Source organism: Crenothrix polyspora (assembly GCF_900163755.1).
In the GTDB taxonomy this organism is placed as follows: Bacteria; Pseudomonadota; Gammaproteobacteria; order Methylococcales; family Methylomonadaceae; genus Crenothrix; species Crenothrix polyspora.
Genome location: NZ_FUKI01000002.1, coordinates 68,645 through 85,257 on the forward strand (window position 1 = coordinate 68,645; position 16,613 = coordinate 85,257).

A 16,613-nucleotide genomic window follows, 5' to 3' on the forward strand; every position below is an offset into this window, starting at 1 on the left:
GAAAACTAAAGTCAGCCTACAAACTTAGCCAATATCAAACTGATTTAGAAACTCATATTACGTTAATTACTGCACTTTTAAATACCTTCTCTCAATTAAAACGCCACGATTTGATTGATTCGACGCTTGTCACTTTAACGCAGCGCATTAGTGAGCAAGCGCAAGAGCAACAGGCGGCCTATAAAGCGCAGCTCGCTATTGCGCTTCAGGGGATTAATAAAAAAAATGATTTTTTGATTGAGGCAGAAAGTATAGTTGTACACTTACAAGATCCTGTCAAACAAAGCCAGGCTGCAAGCGGAATTGCTGTACATCAAAAAAATGCAGGTCAAATAGAATCGGCCAATAAATTTTTATTACTGGCAGAAGAAAAACTCAAAAATGCAGCGCCTGGTTTCGAAAAGTTTTCAGGTTATATTAATCTAGCACGCGATTACGCCAAAATTGGTTTTTTCGTTAATGCGGAAATTGCCCTTGCGGGCGCTGAAAATTTACTACCAACCTTAGATACCAGTCGGCAACAACAGGGCTTAGCACAGCTGTTAAATGTCGCTTATCTAACTAATAATTCGGTATTATCAGAAAAATACACTGAGCAGATTAAAAGTTCTGCTTATCGCGCCAAGGCGATTTATCAATATGTGCAAATGCAGTTTAAACAAGACAATACAATTGATATTTCGACACCATTAGCCGCTATTGCTGATCCAGAATATGCTGCTGTTGCAACTGCTTTGAGTACGTTTTTAGAAACCGACACCACAAAACAAAGTTATTTAATCAGCGCGGCACAATTGAAATTGACCCGTATTGAGGATAACGAAAAAAAAGCGGTAGCCACCAGCAAAGTGGCGCGGTATTTTTATCGATTGGGCAACGAAAAAGAAGCATCGATTTTATTTGAGCAAGCGTTCAGTCTTGCACAAAAAATTTCTACGCCAGAGCGTAAAGATGCCGTGTTCATTTTATTAGCAACCGACCATGCCCGGGTTTTTTTAACCGAGCGTGCGCAGCAGCTTGCGAACATGATTTCTGCTAAACACTTAAGATCAGCTACCTTCGATATCCTCAAAAATGCCAAGGCAGTAAAAGATACAGGCAACCTTTAAGGAAAAACGTTGCTGTATTGATCAAGCTGTCTTCATCGTATCCAAATTGCCATCCCATTGAATATTGCCTTTGAGGCTTAATAGCCTGTGTTGCTGTTTGTAGCGCACTCGTTACGCAAGCTGCATTGTAAATTTGTTCCCAAGCCCCGATTTGGCAATACCGATTGAAAAGTTCCGTTTTTTGAATTTACCCAGCTAACAGCAATCCTATCTTTTTCGGTTGTAGGTGGTGCAAATCAACCAGTCAGTGGTGTTTTTCAACATTTGGCTAACCGCCACGCTCAAAATATACATTTACTATCGCTTATTAATCATCCTGTTACTCTTTTATAAAATATTGGCATGGTTCTGGCTTATGTTTTGGTAACTAACCTAATAACCGAGATTTGTATGAACCACCCTAACGTATTAGAAGTACCCAAAACTGGCTTGGCTGGTTTAACACAAAATTGGCGCAGCGATTTGCTATCCGGCTTTCTGGTATTTTTAATTGCCTTGCCGCTATGTCTTGGCATATCAATGGCTTCAGGTTTCCCCCCTTCAGCAGGGATTATTACTGCGATTATTGGCGGCTTGGTGGTATCGCGTTTCAGCGGATCATTTATCACTATCAACGGCCCTGCGGCGGGTTTGATTGTTGTTGTATTGGATGCGGTACAAGGCCTGGGTGACGGCGATGCAATGGCGGGTTATCGTTACACCTTGGCAGCGATTGTGATTGCCAGTGTCTTGCAAATCTTCATGGGGGTGTTTAAAGCAGGACGGTTAGGTTCATTTTTCCCGACCTCCGTTATCCACGGCATGTTGGCGGCAATTGGCATTATCATCATGACCAAACAAATTCATGTGGTACTTGGCGTAACGCCGGACAAAGGCAGCCTGATCAGTACGATGGCACAAATTCCGCACAGCCTGATGAATATGAATCCTGAAATTGCCATAATTGGCTTTACTGGCTTGGCGATTTTAATTATCTGGTCGCTTATTAAAAACCCAACGCTGAAGATGATTCCTGCGCCACTGATTGTGGTGTTGGTAGGCATTGCGATGGCCAGTTATTTCGATCTGAATCATGAGCACATGTATTTGTTTTTGCCGGATGCCCATTTTTTGCCGCATCATGAAGCCACCGTTGGGCCAAAATTTTTGGTGGTCATTTCTGAAAACTTTATGTCCAGCTTTTATTTTCCTGATTTTTCCAAAATAGCCACATTGGAGTTTTGGGAAGCAGTGCTTGCTATTGGTTTAGTAGGTAGCTTAGAAAGTTTACTGAGTGCAATGGCGGTTGATAAGCTAGATCCGTACAAACGCCATTCTAATCTGGATAAGGATTTAACCGCAGTGGGTATAGGTAACTTTTTGTGTGGTTTATTGGGTGGCTTGCCGATGATTGCCGAGATCGTCCGTAGTTCTGCCAATGTGAATAACGGTGCAAAAACCAGCTGGGCTAATTTTTTCCACGGCATGTTATTACTGCTGTTTGTGGTGTTGTTCCCTCGATTGATTCATAGCATACCGCTAGCGGCATTGGCAGCACTGTTGGTGTTTACTGGCTTTCGTTTGGCCTCTCCTAAATCGTTTGCCGCTGTTATGGGCATTGGTAAGGAACAATTAGCTTTATTTCTGATCACGATTATCGGTGTTATCGCGACCGATTTGTTAGTGGGTGTTGCGCTGGGGGTGATCGCTAAATTTATCATCCATCTGTTACGTGGTGTTAAATTTAACAATCTGTTTAAAGTGAATTTCACCATTAAATCAACAACTAGCAATGCTTATGTAGTCGAAGTCTGGGATGCGGTTATTTTCTCTAATTTTCTGGCATTAAAAAATGCGCTGGCCACATTAGATAGCAATAAGTCGGTGCTGGTATTGCTGAATAACACGACCTTGATTGATCATACCGTCATGGAGTTTTTTCATGATTTTGAACACAATTATGAAGCGCACGGAGGCTCATGTGAATTTGTCGGCCTGGAAGGGCACGCACCTTACTCAGAGCATCCGTTGGCTGCACGTAAAGGCAATGGCGTTACCTATTAATGGCACATAATCCACTTGTATTGCGCGATAACTGCAAATAGGATCAATTATGAATAAAGTCGCATAAGTCAGCCTACCGTAAATATCTTGGTTCTGAGTAATAACAGTCTGGGGGGGGGCTTTACGTCTAAGCTTGTGCGGCGCTTTGATAGGTAGTGAATTTAACTTCGAAATAAGTCGTTAAATAAAATTGCACTTAAATTTAGTTGAATCCACCTGCCACTGACAAGCTACTTATCCAACGGTTCTAATTGTTCAGTTGGTTGAGTAGCGTCTAATTGATCAACATAATCTTGCGCCACAGCTCTAATTTGCTCATCGGGGTGCGATGTTGCCAGTTTTTTTAAGCCTTCTATCGCACGCTTATCCTCAAGTTGCGCTAAACCTTCAACCGCTTCTATTACCACTGATCCATCAGGATCGCCTAAAGCCGTTAATAAAAGCTCAATTACTGCGGCTTGGTTATTAAAGGCATGCATCTGCAATACCGCTTCTTTGCGTAACTCAGGATCAGGATCGGCATACGCATCACGTAAAAATGTCGCTGCATTATTGGCATCCGCTTCGATAAGGCTGACTAACGCATCACGCTTATCGTCGGCCGTGATAGCTTTATCATAATCGCTGTGTAACTGTGCCACATTTTCACCCGATAACACCGATTTTTGCGTCGTTATCTGTGCGGTGGATTGTGTCTCCATTGCACCCATTAATTGCGCCTGAGCTTGCTCGTCGTCTTTATTGACTTTTGTATCAACAGGTTCCGAAGATTTAATAGTATGCTGATTAAACCACGCAATAACAGGCTGTAGGCTTTGCTTAATACGTGCCGACCAGGACACGTTATCAACCGTATCAGAAGCACTACTACAAGCAGTCAATGCAAGCAATAAAATACTTAAGCACCTGATCTTGCCACTCATTACCACAGTATTTCTCCCGATTTTTTATACAATAATTATGCAAATTTTAGATATTTAGACATATTATAGGATATATTAGAAAATCAATCCTATTGAGATAACTATTCTATACTTGTCTCAACAGACCAATGAGCTAGATTGGTTATTCAGATACTTCACAGTTTAAAGCGACCGAGGTCTTCTGTTAACGCCATTATTTCTTCAATTGAACTATTCATCATTCTGTTATTTTTTACATTATGTTCATTAACTCTCTGGAAAAATATATTATGAAAAAATCACTGAACAAAATATTCGGTTTATTTATTATTTTAGCCAGTACCACCGCATCTGCGGTTGTGCCGTATAAAATACCAAAAATATGCCAAGACCTACCCACTTACGCACAATTAAAAGCGGCGCTTAGCAACGCACAAAGCCAAACAAATGGCGGTTTTGGCTTACATATGTGGGCTTCAGTAGTTAATCGAGATGGTTTTGTGTGCGCTGTTGCCTATTCAGGTGCCGATCGAAATAAACAATGGCCAGGTAGCCGTATTATTTCTGCACAAAAAGCTTATACAGCTAACGCCTTTAGCCTAGATGGCTTGGCATTATCAACCGCTAATATCTATTCCGCTATTCAACCCGGTGGCAGCTTATTTGGCTTACAAGCCAGCAATCCCATTGATCCCGCAACTGCGTATTTAGGCAGTCCATTGCGTTATGGCACAGAAAAAGATCCCTTAGTCGGCAAAAAAATTGGCGGTATTAATGGTTTTGGTGGCGGTCTCGGTCTTTATAAAAATGGCGCTAATAATAAACCGATTATTGTCGGCGCTATTGGTGTCAGCGGTGACAGCTCTTGTGCCGATCATAATATTGCCTGGCGCACACGCAGTAATTTAGTTGGCTTTAACATTTTACCGGCTGGTGTCTCAAACGCAAAAGATGACGGCATCGTTTATGATACTAACAACATTTATACGGGTTGGGAGCATCCAAAATGCAGTTCTGCGGCAAAAGCGGCTTCTATCGCTATCGGTGCGGGTTCTTAATCAACCGCTACTTAAGGCATTAGTGCTTACTCTGGGTGTGACTGTCAGCAGGTTTTTATTATACGCGGACAGTCACCACCCTTAAAATCACTGTACAATTCTGTCAATATTCCATTTTCGGTTCATTGCAGCCGTTTTTTACACTATTTTCACCATGAAACCACCTGCGTTTCCAATGTCTAAATACGGCGATTTACTGGCGTTTTTGCTGGGAATTTTTTTTACTTTAGCGTTTGCACCTTTTAATTACCCTTATCTTGCCGTAATCGCCTTAAGCTTATTGTTTGTATCTTGGCAACAGATTACGCCTAAACGCGCCATGTTACGCGCGTATTTATTTGGCTTAGGTTCTTTTGGTTTAGGCGTTTCGTGGGTATACGTCAGTATTCATGATTACGGCTATGTTCCCGCCGCTATTGCGACATTTTTGACAGTTATATTTGTGGCAGTTTGGGCATTATTTCCTATGTTAGTCGGCTATTTGTCTACCATTATCAGCCCCAAAATCAGTGTTCGGCTGATGGTCGCGCCGTTATTGTGGACACTGATTGAATACTTACGGGGGCATGTGTTTCTTAACGGCTTTCCTTGGTTACTGTGCGCTTACCCGCAATTGGACACAGCTTTGGCGGGCTATATTCCTATTTTAGGCGCATACGGTACAGGTTTTATTGTGTCGGCATTGGCGGCGATGATTGCGGGGTTAGTCATCTATCAACAACGTGCGTGGCCACTGGCTCTTATTGTGGTAGCTGTTTGGGGGGCGGGTTTTTTTCTAAAACCACTCGTATGGACGCAGCCTATGGGTGATGCTATCAACGTTGCACTTATTCAAGGCAATATCCGACAAGATCAAAAATGGTTACCGGAAAATAAAGTGAAAACCTTGCGATTATATCAATCCCTTACCGAGCAGCACTGGGGTACGCCCATTATTGTTTGGCCCGAAACATCGGTACCGGCTTTTTATTCTGACATCAATAGTGTTTTTTTGCAGCCTTTAAGTCAGGATGCCGCACAGCATAACACTAGCGTGATTACCAGTTTGCCATTAGATGACAACGCAACGAATGAATACTACAATGCGGTGATGGTATTGGGCAAGGAAACTGGTTTTTATCGAAAAACGCATTTGTTACCGTTTGGTGAGTATCTGCCTTGGCAACCTGTATCCGGATTTGTTTTGAATCTGCTAGGTATTAAGCTGGGCAATTTTACACCCGGAGATTTAAATCAAACATTACTGAAAGCCGGTGGTTATGCCTTTACACCATCAATTTGTTACGAAGATGCGTTTGGTGATTTAGCTATTAATAAGCTAGAAGAAGCGGCATATTTGGTTAACGTGACTAATGATGCTTGGTTTGGTGACTCTATAGAGCCGCATCAACACATGCAAATTGCCCGTATGAGAGCTTTGGAAAGTGGTCGTTTTTTACTTCGAGCCACTAATACCGGCACTACCGGTATTGTCGCGCCGACAGGTGTTGTCATTAAACAAGCACCCGCGTTTACAAGCACCGTGCTGACTGGCGCGATTACGCCTATGCGAGGTTTAACGCCTTATGCAAAAATAGGCGATAGTGTTATTTTAATCAGTTTGTGTGTTTTATTACTGGCTATCGTTGTGTGTGGTCGATACTGGATTCGGAAATCTTAAATAAAGTACACAGCACGCTAGTACTTAGTCATTTTTACTTTGTCGAGTACTATAAAATACTCCGTTCGTCCTGAGCTTGTCGAAGGACTTGTGGTTCATGGTTCGACAAGCTCACCACGAACGGTTTTTTAAAATTCACACTCGCCAAAATAAAATTGACTGAGTACTAGTACTAAAATAACTCACTGACGTGAATGTAGCACTGGTTTTTTATTGAGATTGCTAGGTAATTATAATTTTGATTAAAGCCCCGTGTTTTTAAAACAAGAGTGCTTTATAAGTTGAATGCTTTATAGCCAGCGTAGGGCAACTAATTAATTAGCTTTATAAAGCTTGGTGCCTCGGGCCGGAGTCGAACCGGCACGGTGTTACCACCGAGGGATTTTAAGTCCCTTGCGTCTACCAATTTCGCCACCGAGGCATCGATAACATTGGTAAAAAGTGCATTATATAGTAATAAAAAAAATAAACCATACCTACGCACAGTTTTTTATTAAACACGCTCCGCTTTTGTATTTTTGCACACTGACAAAACGCAATAATCCCGTGCTACGCTATTTTTTTCAATGCAATTTAATCTAAATATTTTTCAATCGGTGTAAAATTCAATAACATTAGGATATTGAAAATTCAAAAAATATTTTTACTAATAATAAATGCTACGCCCTATTGAAAAACAATGACATACTGCTACAATTTAATGCAAATTATCACCTTTTGAGTTGTGGTTATGAAAATTCACTTGAAAATTTTATTTTTCTGTCTATTACAGCTAACCCATACGGTAGCTTACGCGCAACAGATTAATATTAATTCATTACGGTATGTCACACTAAAAAACCAAGTGCGCTTATTGTTTGATGTGAGCTCTTCACCCAAACATCGCGTCTTTGTGCTTGATAATCCCCCGCGTTTAGTTATTGATTTTAAAGACACGCATGCTGAAAAAACGCTGGGTCAGCCTGCTGCGACTCATCCACTCTTTGTAAGTGCTAGAACCGCAACGCAAAGCGATGGCGTTAGAATAGTCATTGATTTAAAAAAACCTATCAGTGCAAAACACTATACCTTAAAATCCAGTAACGCTGATGAGCACCGTGTGACGGTTGATTTAGTTGATAAAAATAACGTCTCTAAAAACGTAGACGATACAACGCAGACTAAAGTAGAGACCGCTAAAAAAATACAGCATGCCAAACGTAATGATAATAGCGATGAGCCAAAAGCGTTTAAACGACACGGGAAACGTATTGTTATAGCAATTGATGCTGGTCACGGCGGTGAAGATCCTGGCGCACGCGGGCCACAAGGTACGCTGGAAAAAACCGTTACCTTAGCGCTTGCCAAAAAGCTAAAGGCTTTTATTGATGCAGAACCTGGCATGAGAGCTGTTCTGGTACGCAAAAACGATATTTATGTTGGTCTTAGAAAAAGAATGGCACTGGCCAGAGCTGTTAATGCCGATCTATTTATTTCAATTCATGCTGATGCGGTACAAGACACTTCTGTGAGAGGCGCATCTGTTTACACACTGTCTATGAAAGGCGCGAGCAGTGAAGCTGCTAGATGGCTAGCCAACAGCGAAAATGCGTCTGAATTAGTTGGTGGCGTAAGTTTGGACGATAAAGAAGATATGTTAGCCTCAGTGTTATTAGATTTATCGCAAACAGCCACCCAAGAAGCCAGTAATACAGTGGCTGACAAAATATTAAGAAATGTTGAAGGTATCGGTCATTTACATAAAAATGCCGTGCAACAAGCAGGTTTTATGGTACTGAAATCGCCGGATATTCCGTCCATTTTGGTAGAAACAGCGTTTATCTCCAACCCTTCAGAAGAACTTAATTTACTAAGTTCGCGTTATCAAACTAAAATGGCTTCTGCTATTTTTAAAGGTGTGGTTAATTATTTTAAACACGCCACGCCTGAAAACAGCAAAATAGCGGCCTTGTAAAAACGCCAAATAGTGCTAAACGCTTACATAAGTCCACCTGCTTGTATAGAATACGTATTTTGCTTTAAATCAGCTAATGCGTATTCAACTCCTCCCTGCTCAACTTATCAATCAAATTGCAGCTGGCGAAGTGGTCGAGCGACCCTCTTCCATCGTTAAAGAACTGGTTGAAAATAGCTTTGATGCCGGTGCGAATCAGATTGTTATTGAGATAGAACAAGGTGGTACCCGGTTAATTAAAATCAGAGACAATGGCTGCGGCATCGACAAAGACGATTTATCCTTGGCTTTGTCGCGCCATGCCACCAGTAAAATTGCCTCGTTACAGGATTTAGAGCAAGTCGCCAGCATGGGTTTTCGTGGTGAAGCGTTGCCCAGTATCAGCTCGGTTGCAAGACTCACTCTTATTTCTCGTATTGTTAATGCGGATTGTGCCTGGCGGGTCTGTGCCGATGGTTCCGAGCGCGATTTTAATCCTCAGCCCGACCCACACCCACAAGGCACTACTGTAGATGTACGTGATCTTTTTTACAACACGCCTGCACGGCGCAAATTTTTAAAAGCCGAAAAAACCGAATTTTCTCATATAGAAACCGTTGTGCAACGGTTGGCGCTCAGTCGTTTTAATGTTGGCTTTAGTTTAATACATAATCAAAAAGAAATACTGACGTTAAAACCCGTGCTTAGCGATGCTGAGCAGGAACAAAGAATTGCGGGTATTTGCGGCTCGGCGTTTATAGACAATGCGATAAAAATTGATTTTGAATCCGCTGGTTTACGATTAAATGGCTGGGTGGGTTTGCCGACATTCTCGCGCAGCCAGCAAGATATGCAGTTTTTTTATGTCAATGGCCGATTGATTCGTGACAAACTGGTGTCCCATGCAATTAAGCAAGCGTATCACGACGTATTATTTCATGGTCGTCATTCGGTATTTGTTTTATATCTTACGCTGGACTGCGCCTTAGTGGATGTCAATGCCCATCCTGCTAAAACCGAAGTGCGTTTCCGCGAAGGTCGATTGGTACATGACTTTTTGTTCAGCGCCTTGCACCGGTCATTAGCCAATGTACGGCCTGGCAAAACCATAGAATCCAGTATTCCTATAACAGAGTTTAGATTTTCACCCAGCTCGGAAAGCACTCGAATTCCCTCTCAACCGGCTTATTATGCACCAAGGCCATCTCCACAGCAGGCGAGTTTGCCGCTGTCTATTGCTGAGCAAATGCAAGTGTATGGGCAATTACAGCGCAGCGCTACGGAAATAGAGGCTCAAGCCGAACACCTCCAATCAGAACCAACACACCCACCTTTGGGTTTTGCGTTGGCGCATATCCATAATATTTTTATTCTGGCAGAAACTCAAACCGGTATTATTTTAGTGGATGCCCATGCCGCCCATGAACGGGTCACTTACGAACGTTTAAAACAACAATACCATGAGGGTACTGTGCCTAGCCAGCCGCTGTTGTTGCCGATTAAATTGACGGTGCGTGCTATCGAAGCCGATCTGGTTGAGCAGTGCAGCGAGTTTTTTGTTTCGCTGGGTTTTGAATTGAATCGCAGTGGGCCAGATACTATTGTTTTACGATCAGTTCCGGTTTTATTAGGACAAAACGATGTTGATAGTTTAATTCGCGATGTATTAGCTGATTTAATGACACACGGTATAAGCCAGCGTATACAGCAACAATCTCATCAGATTTTATCGACAATTGCCTGCCACAGCTCGGTAAGAGCGCATCGGCGACTGACGGTGGCTGAAATGAACGCATTGCTGCGTGATATGGAACGCACAGAGCGCAGTGGTCAGTGCAATCATGGTCGACCAACCTGGGTTGAATTATCAGCGCAAGATTTGGATAAGTTTTTTCTGCGTGGCCAGTAGGTTGGGTATGCGGCTCACGCCCAGTATTATGATGCTCTTATCTTATTACGGTTTTTGCTTTCCCATTCGTATGTGATCACTTCCCTCTTTTTCAAAGAGAGGGACTGAAAATTACAATTCATTAAGTTAATAGCAGTGACTTATTACCCCCGCGTATCGGTGGTTTTATCGCGTGCAAACCACATTTCATACAAAGATATTGACCACATTAGCATAAATACCAGCCCCAGACCTACACCACTGATAATAACCAGCCAAGCAAAATGCGCATCTAACTTGGTTAGCCACCAAGACGATACGTCCATTGCTAAAAACAAATACGGTAACATTAACACCGTATTCTTAAGTTTTATCGGCAAACCACTGCTAAAAGCAAAAATAAAGCCTACAGAAAAAAATATAAACGCAATGCTAAACAAATGAATATGCGACAAGCGTGTTAAGGTAGCGACGGACGCGCCCTGCGTTACACTACGCACCTTAAGATTGTCAAATACGCTAAAATCAGGGATGTTACTGGGATTTCCTGCATAATGGCATCTCACGCAACGCGCATCAATAATGGCTTTAATCTCTAAATCAAAAGCCTTTTTTTTAGCGCCTTTGTGCAACCAAGTAATCAGCTGAGTGCGCTCTGTCTCGGATAGTTTATCTTGCATGGAGCCATTCAGTTTGGTTTCTAATAACGAATGTGTGGGATTACCGTGATAACTGTACACAACATCACTAATAGACAAGCCAAGTTGGCCATCGGCCATGCCACTGGTCATTAATATTTGCAAGCCTGCCATAGCATAACCCAGTGCTATAATCAGCAAATACCCGCTAAACAAGCATTTGAAACTCGAATTCATCTGCCTTAACGTACTATTCATCTTCAGCTCCAAGCACTCTATTGGGTAATGCCATATAAAATACCTGCGTACGTGAGTTTTCCCCTATCCATGCGCAAATAACACGGAGGCCGCCGACGGTCTCAAGCTGCCATCATACGCCATAACCTGTTAATAGACTTTTATTCTGCCCTTCATATACGGATGTAGCGGGCAGATATATTCGTATGTGCCTGGCTTAGACAGCGTGACGTTAAATTTATCTGCATGTAATAGCACAGGTGATGCAAATATTTCAGCACCTTGGGTTACTGCAATAGAATGCTTACCGGAACGTTCGCCTTCCAACACATCAAAGACATCTTCATTAACCCAGGTAACATTAGTACCCACCGGTATTTCAACTATTTTAGGGCTGAAGCTATTACCCACCATTTGCACATAAACCGGATCACCTGCATGAAAATGCACGGCTCTATCAATATCCGGCGAACCAATACCAAACGGATCAACAATACGCTTAGGCTGAGTGGGCAATGGCAACGTTAAGCCTACACTGCTTATAACACTTGGACGCTGGGCATTGTCTTTAGCGCTGATAATACCTACTGCACCTTTAGCCGCTTGCGTACCCAGAGCATGTGAAACAAATAGGAATGGCCCCGCCGCAGGTACTTGCCAATCAATTACAAATGAATCACTAGGCCCTGTTAATACCGATTGGCCACCCATCATTTTGTTAGCTGGATTACCTTGTGGGTAGCTGTAATTCCAAATACCGCCCACTGCATGAAAAGTTGAAGTTAAATTTGGCCCGACATTGAGGTAATAAAACCGGATGTAATCGCCAGGTCTGGCAACAATAGGTTCATTTACATAGCGGAAGTTATAACCATTAAAAGACACATACAAAGGTTTGCCATCAAAAAAATCCCGTCCGTTAGAATAGGTTTCATGCTGCGCCAAATACACTTTTATATCAGGTACACGACCAAGCTCTTCCTCCAGTGCGAATTTTTTCTTAGGCTCAACCACCATCATGCCAAACATACCGCCCATCGTATGCGTCATAATGCCATGCCCACCTGGCGCACAGTGATACATATAAACACCCGGCACATCTGCTTTAAAGGTTAACGTCTTGGTATCGCCAGCAGGTAAATTAGCCACTTTTAATGCTGTCTGGGTATTGGCTGCATGTATAGATAAGCCGTGAGTAACTGTATCGATATTTTTGACGGTGATTTCAACGTTATCACCTTCATTAACCAACAATAGCGGCGCTGGCGATGTGCCATTAAACGTAAAGCCTTTATGAATAACACCTTCGTCTATGGTTAATGTTGTATGCTGTGCAACCAGCGTAAAACGCTTAACAATACTTGATTGTGTTGGGCTTGCTTCGGTCTGGGAGTTAACAGGTGCTTGTGATACACAGGCGGTAACACATAAAAAAATAAATCCTAATAATGGCTTCGTCATGACGACACTCTCCTATTTATTGTTTTAATGAGTGATGAAAAGCCGGTGTTGCTGCCAATCCATCCTTGTTAATACACGCCCCTCCTGGCTACTCAATAAATAGGCTAAACCAACAAGATGACTCACATAACACATACAAATATTTGTGTGTAAACCATCAAATAGCCGGGTACTTTGTTACAACATCCCGCTATTTCCAAAAAGTGCAGGTTCTTAGCACTGCCATAGAAGAGATTACTGTTTGAATTATCTCTTATGGCAGCGCATAAAACTATGACATATTTCACATATTTTCTGCCATTATTACCTTGATAAAAACAATTAATTAGTGTAGCGGTTTGGCCGACAGGAAAGCCACCATATTATTGAGTCCGACAAGCCTAAATCAATAGCTGAGGCTGGGTCTTTACGTATAGTGAACAAATCTTATGGAAATTATCCTGCGTGATAATGTGTTACAGCGTTTCAACTTAGGACAGTTACAGCCACCGTTCGTGCTGAGCTTGTCGAAGCATGAGCGGCACACTTCGACAAGCTCAGTGCGAGCGGTTACGCTGTAACTATTGAACTGTGAAAACGCTGTAAGCATTGAAATTAGCTGAAAATGTTTAACGCCTTAAAGATTATACTTACGTACCCGATAGCGCAAGGTTTCTCGTGTAGTACCTAGCGCTCTTGCCGCTGCAACCAAATTGTTGCCTGATTGCTCCAGTGCGGTTTTAATAATATAACAATCAATATCATCCAGTGCCATACTGCCATCCAACGGCAAATAGATACTGTTATCTAACCGCGAATTATGGGCTACTGCATTGTGTTCTTGCTTGGGCAGATTCAGCCATTGCTCTGGAAATATCTCGCCTTCAGCAAACAGCACACAGCGCTCAATCACATTACGTAATTCGCGCACATTGCCCGGCCAATGATGCGTTTTCAGTTTTTTCCAAACCGACAATGGTATCTCCTTAACATACCGTCCCGCCTTGGCATTGTATTCAGCAATAAATAATGGGACGAGTTCATCCAAATCGTCTATCGCCTCGCGCAGTGGCGGTAACATCACCTTAAACACACTCAAACGATGGTATAAATCGGCACGAAAACTGCCGGTTTGCGCCATTTTTTCTAAATCACGGTTACTGGCGGCAATAATCTGTACATCAACCGCCACTTCTTTTTCGCCGCCTAAACGACGAATTTTATGGTCTTCAATGGCTTTTAACAGTTTGGCCTGCAAGTCCAGTGGCATTTCGCCCATTTCATCCATAAACAATGTGCCGCCGTTGGCTTGCTCCAGCAAGCCTCTGTGCCGCCCTGTCGCGCCGGTAAAAGCCCCTGCTTCATGGCCGAATAATTCCGATTCCAGTAAATCACGCGGCAGTGCCGCACAGTTGATTTCTATCATCGGCTGGCTGGCACGCGGCCCGCCATAATGCAAGATACGTGCGGTTAAGCCTTTACCTGTACCGGTTTCACCGCCAATCACCAGCGCACTGAACGGTACTTGGGTGAGTTTTGACAACAGGGTGCGTACTGTTTGCGCTTGTGGGCTACGTCCCACATAAGCGTCTGGTGAAAAACGCAGATGGCTGTTTTTAGTTTGGTCACTGATACGGCGCTGGATGGTTGCACCGCGTGCGGCGCTGGCCACGATTAAATCCAGATGATCCAAATCGCAGGGTTTTTCCAAAAAATCATACGCACCCAAACGCAATGCTCGCACCGAATCGGGCACACTGCCATAACCGGTTAAAAACAGCCATTCTGCGTAACCGATGTTATTTTTCATCGCCTCCATAAAATCCAGCGCATTGCCATCGGGTAGATTCATGTCAGAAATAATCAGCAACGGGCTAATTTTTTGTTTCAGTAATAAGTCTTTGGCGTGTGCCAAACTGGTGGCTAATAGTACTTCCCAGCCCATGTTTTGATAATGTCGAGATAATTCTGCGCCTAATAGCTTCTCATCCTCAATAATCAATAAAGTTTCTGGCATGTGTATTTGACTCCAAGCAATGAGGGGTTATTTATTTAAGCATCCGGTAACAGTAATAGCACACACGCCCCGTGCGGTGCTAGATTAGTTAATTTAATAGAACCGCCCATATCCCGAATAAAGCGCTGTACCATTGCCAATCCTAAACCCGTGCCCTGCGCGTGGCCGGTACGAAACGGGCGGATGCCATAATCCAGCATTTCCTGTGAAAAGCCTATGCCATCATCACGCACTTGTATCTGTAAGCCCCGTGTATCTTTATGGGCGCTAATGGCAATAGTACCACCGTGTTCCGGCAACGCGTTGGCGGCATTTAACAACAGGTTTAACAAAATCTGGCGCATTTCACTTTCCGGTAAGTACACGGATAAGGGTTGCACATCGATTTTTATCGCAATGTTTTCGGCAATTTGGTAGCGGGTTAATACCACCAGATCGCGTATTAAAGCCGATAAATCGAACAGCGCAGCATTTTCCGGTGCATGTTTACTTTGATCGAGCATACCATTGAGTAAGCGCGTCAAACGCCGTAGCTCGGCATCAATCATCTGTATGCGTTCGCTTTGTTTGGGGTCGTCAATTTCTCGGCGCAAGTTGCTAAATGCCATTTGAATGCCGGCCAGCGGGTTGCGTATCTCATGTGCCAATTCCGCCGCTACTTCGCCGATAGCTGCCAAGCGTTCGGCTCTGGCCAGACTGTGTTGCTGTTCCAATAAGGTTTGGGTGGCCAAACGCACTTCACGTTGTAACGATTGTGCGTGTAAGCGGTTGGCTTCTTCTAAGTCTGCCAAGTGATTGACCATGCCGTTGTAGCTGTCAAATACCGGTAACAGTAAGGGATCAAGATGGTGGGTAGCGATAGGGGTATAATTTTCATCGGTCAGCCTTTCCAGTAGCTGGCGCAAATCATTGAGCGGGTGCAAAATTCTAAAATAGAAAAACAGTATTGCACCGAGTAAGATGACGGCAAACACCAGCAAGGCAATATACAGCTCGGTTTGGGTTTCTAGATTAATGTCTTCCAACATTTTTTCGCGCTGTAAGGCTTCTTTATCCAGTGTGTCACTCATGGCGCTGAGTACATCGGATAAGCGCTGATGTTTGTCACGGCGACCCAGCGAGCCGACATCCAGCAGCATGGTTTCTATATTACGCAGATTGGCGCGGGTAATGTCGGATAAATGGCGTTGATCGGCCATTAATTCTTCCATTTGGTTGAGGGTCTTGGTTAATTCGGCGGGTGTGACGTTGCTGTCGGTTTCGGTGAGATAATCAATAACCGACTGCTGTAAGCCGACCGAGATATTTTGTATATTGTGTGAATAATTAACATAGGAGACAACGCGTTGAAAATGCAGCACGTTACGGAAAATCATGCCGCCTAAAATAGCCAAAGCCAATAACAGCAAGCTGAGAAAAATCAGGCCACGGCGCTGTGCTGGACGGTAAAATAGCGGTTGCATTGCGTCTCCAAAAACAGTGAAGCGTATCTACTTTATAAATCCGTGTCGCATGGGTATTGCTGTGCGTGCAAAGGTAGTTCGTTGTGGTCAATGTGTGCGTTTTAAAATCAGTCTGCCTGTTAACAGCAACAGAAAAACCACTAGCCAAGAAGACAGCATTGCCCGGGTGTGATTAAAAGTGCGGGGAATCTCATGCAGCTGCTGCGATTGGCAAATTACGCCAAT

11 protein-coding genes and 1 tRNA gene are annotated in these 16,613 nt (G+C 43.2%); 6 read left to right on the forward strand and 6 right to left on the reverse strand.

Annotation, left to right across the window (positions count from 1 at the left end):
- Nucleotides 1–110: 110 nt before the first annotated feature.
- Both CRENPOLYSF2_RS00665 and CRENPOLYSF2_RS00670 read left to right on the forward strand, forming a co-directional pair.
- A complete protein-coding gene (locus CRENPOLYSF2_RS00665) occupies nucleotides 111–1,109 on the forward strand; it encodes a hypothetical protein (RefSeq protein ID WP_087142042.1) in 999 nt (332 codons plus the stop codon).
- A 390-nt stretch (nucleotides 1,110–1,499) separates the two neighbouring features.
- Nucleotides 1,500–3,152: a SulP family inorganic anion transporter gene (locus CRENPOLYSF2_RS00670; protein ID WP_087142043.1), complete on the forward strand. Its 1,653-nt coding sequence runs from the start codon at nucleotides 1,500–1,502 to the stop codon at nucleotides 3,150–3,152.
- A 230-nt stretch (nucleotides 3,153–3,382) separates the two neighbouring features.
- On the opposite strand, the gene CRENPOLYSF2_RS00675 is transcribed toward CRENPOLYSF2_RS00670, so the two are convergent.
- Nucleotides 3,383–4,075: a HEAT repeat domain-containing protein gene (locus tag CRENPOLYSF2_RS00675; RefSeq protein ID WP_087142044.1), complete on the reverse strand. Its 693-nt coding sequence runs from the start codon at nucleotides 4,073–4,075 to the stop codon at nucleotides 3,383–3,385.
- Nucleotides 4,076–4,344: 269 nt separating this feature from the next.
- On the opposite strand from CRENPOLYSF2_RS00675, the gene CRENPOLYSF2_RS00680 reads away from it, so the two are divergent.
- Together CRENPOLYSF2_RS00680 and lnt are read left to right on the forward strand one after the other, a co-directional pair.
- The gene (locus tag CRENPOLYSF2_RS00680; protein WP_087142045.1) at nucleotides 4,345–5,112 is read left to right on the forward strand and encodes a GlcG/HbpS family heme-binding protein; all 768 of its coding nucleotides are present in this window, start codon (nucleotides 4,345–4,347) and stop codon (nucleotides 5,110–5,112) included.
- 175 nt (nucleotides 5,113–5,287) lie between these two features.
- Nucleotides 5,288–6,772, forward strand: a complete 1,485-nt coding sequence (gene lnt / locus CRENPOLYSF2_RS00685; protein ID WP_245807842.1) for an apolipoprotein N-acyltransferase — start codon at nucleotides 5,288–5,290, stop codon at nucleotides 6,770–6,772.
- Between the two features lie 334 nt (nucleotides 6,773–7,106).
- On the opposite strand, the gene CRENPOLYSF2_RS00690 is transcribed toward lnt, so the two are convergent.
- Nucleotides 7,107–7,193, reverse strand: a tRNA-Leu gene (locus CRENPOLYSF2_RS00690).
- A gap of 309 nt (nucleotides 7,194–7,502) precedes the next feature.
- Here CRENPOLYSF2_RS00690 and CRENPOLYSF2_RS00695 point away from each other — a divergent pair.
- Nucleotides 7,503–8,726: an N-acetylmuramoyl-L-alanine amidase gene (locus CRENPOLYSF2_RS00695; protein ID WP_087142047.1), complete on the forward strand. Its 1,224-nt coding sequence runs from the start codon at nucleotides 7,503–7,505 to the stop codon at nucleotides 8,724–8,726.
- Nucleotides 8,727–8,802: 76 nt separating this feature from the next.
- A complete protein-coding gene (mutL, locus tag CRENPOLYSF2_RS00700) occupies nucleotides 8,803–10,614 on the forward strand; it encodes a DNA mismatch repair endonuclease MutL (protein ID WP_087142048.1) in 1,812 nt (603 codons plus the stop codon).
- A gap of 143 nt (nucleotides 10,615–10,757) precedes the next feature.
- Here the strand turns inward: mutL and CRENPOLYSF2_RS00705 are convergent, their stop codons facing one another.
- The 4 genes from CRENPOLYSF2_RS00705 to CRENPOLYSF2_RS00720 form a co-directional block, all read right to left on the reverse strand.
- On the reverse strand, nucleotides 10,758–11,489 hold the full coding sequence (locus CRENPOLYSF2_RS00705) for a hypothetical protein (RefSeq protein WP_087142049.1): 732 nt from the start codon (nucleotides 11,487–11,489) through the stop codon (nucleotides 10,758–10,760).
- Nucleotides 11,490–11,618: 129 nt separating this feature from the next.
- Nucleotides 11,619–12,929: a multicopper oxidase domain-containing protein gene (locus tag CRENPOLYSF2_RS00710; protein ID WP_087142050.1), complete on the reverse strand. Its 1,311-nt coding sequence runs from the start codon at nucleotides 12,927–12,929 to the stop codon at nucleotides 11,619–11,621.
- Between the two features lie 616 nt (nucleotides 12,930–13,545).
- Entirely contained in the window at nucleotides 13,546–14,925 is a 1,380-nt protein-coding gene (locus tag CRENPOLYSF2_RS00715; RefSeq protein ID WP_087142051.1) for a sigma-54-dependent transcriptional regulator, read from the reverse strand.
- Between the two features lie 35 nt (nucleotides 14,926–14,960).
- A complete protein-coding gene (locus CRENPOLYSF2_RS00720) occupies nucleotides 14,961–16,388 on the reverse strand; it encodes a sensor histidine kinase (RefSeq protein WP_087142052.1) in 1,428 nt (475 codons plus the stop codon).
- Nucleotides 16,389–16,613 lie beyond the last annotated feature (225 nt).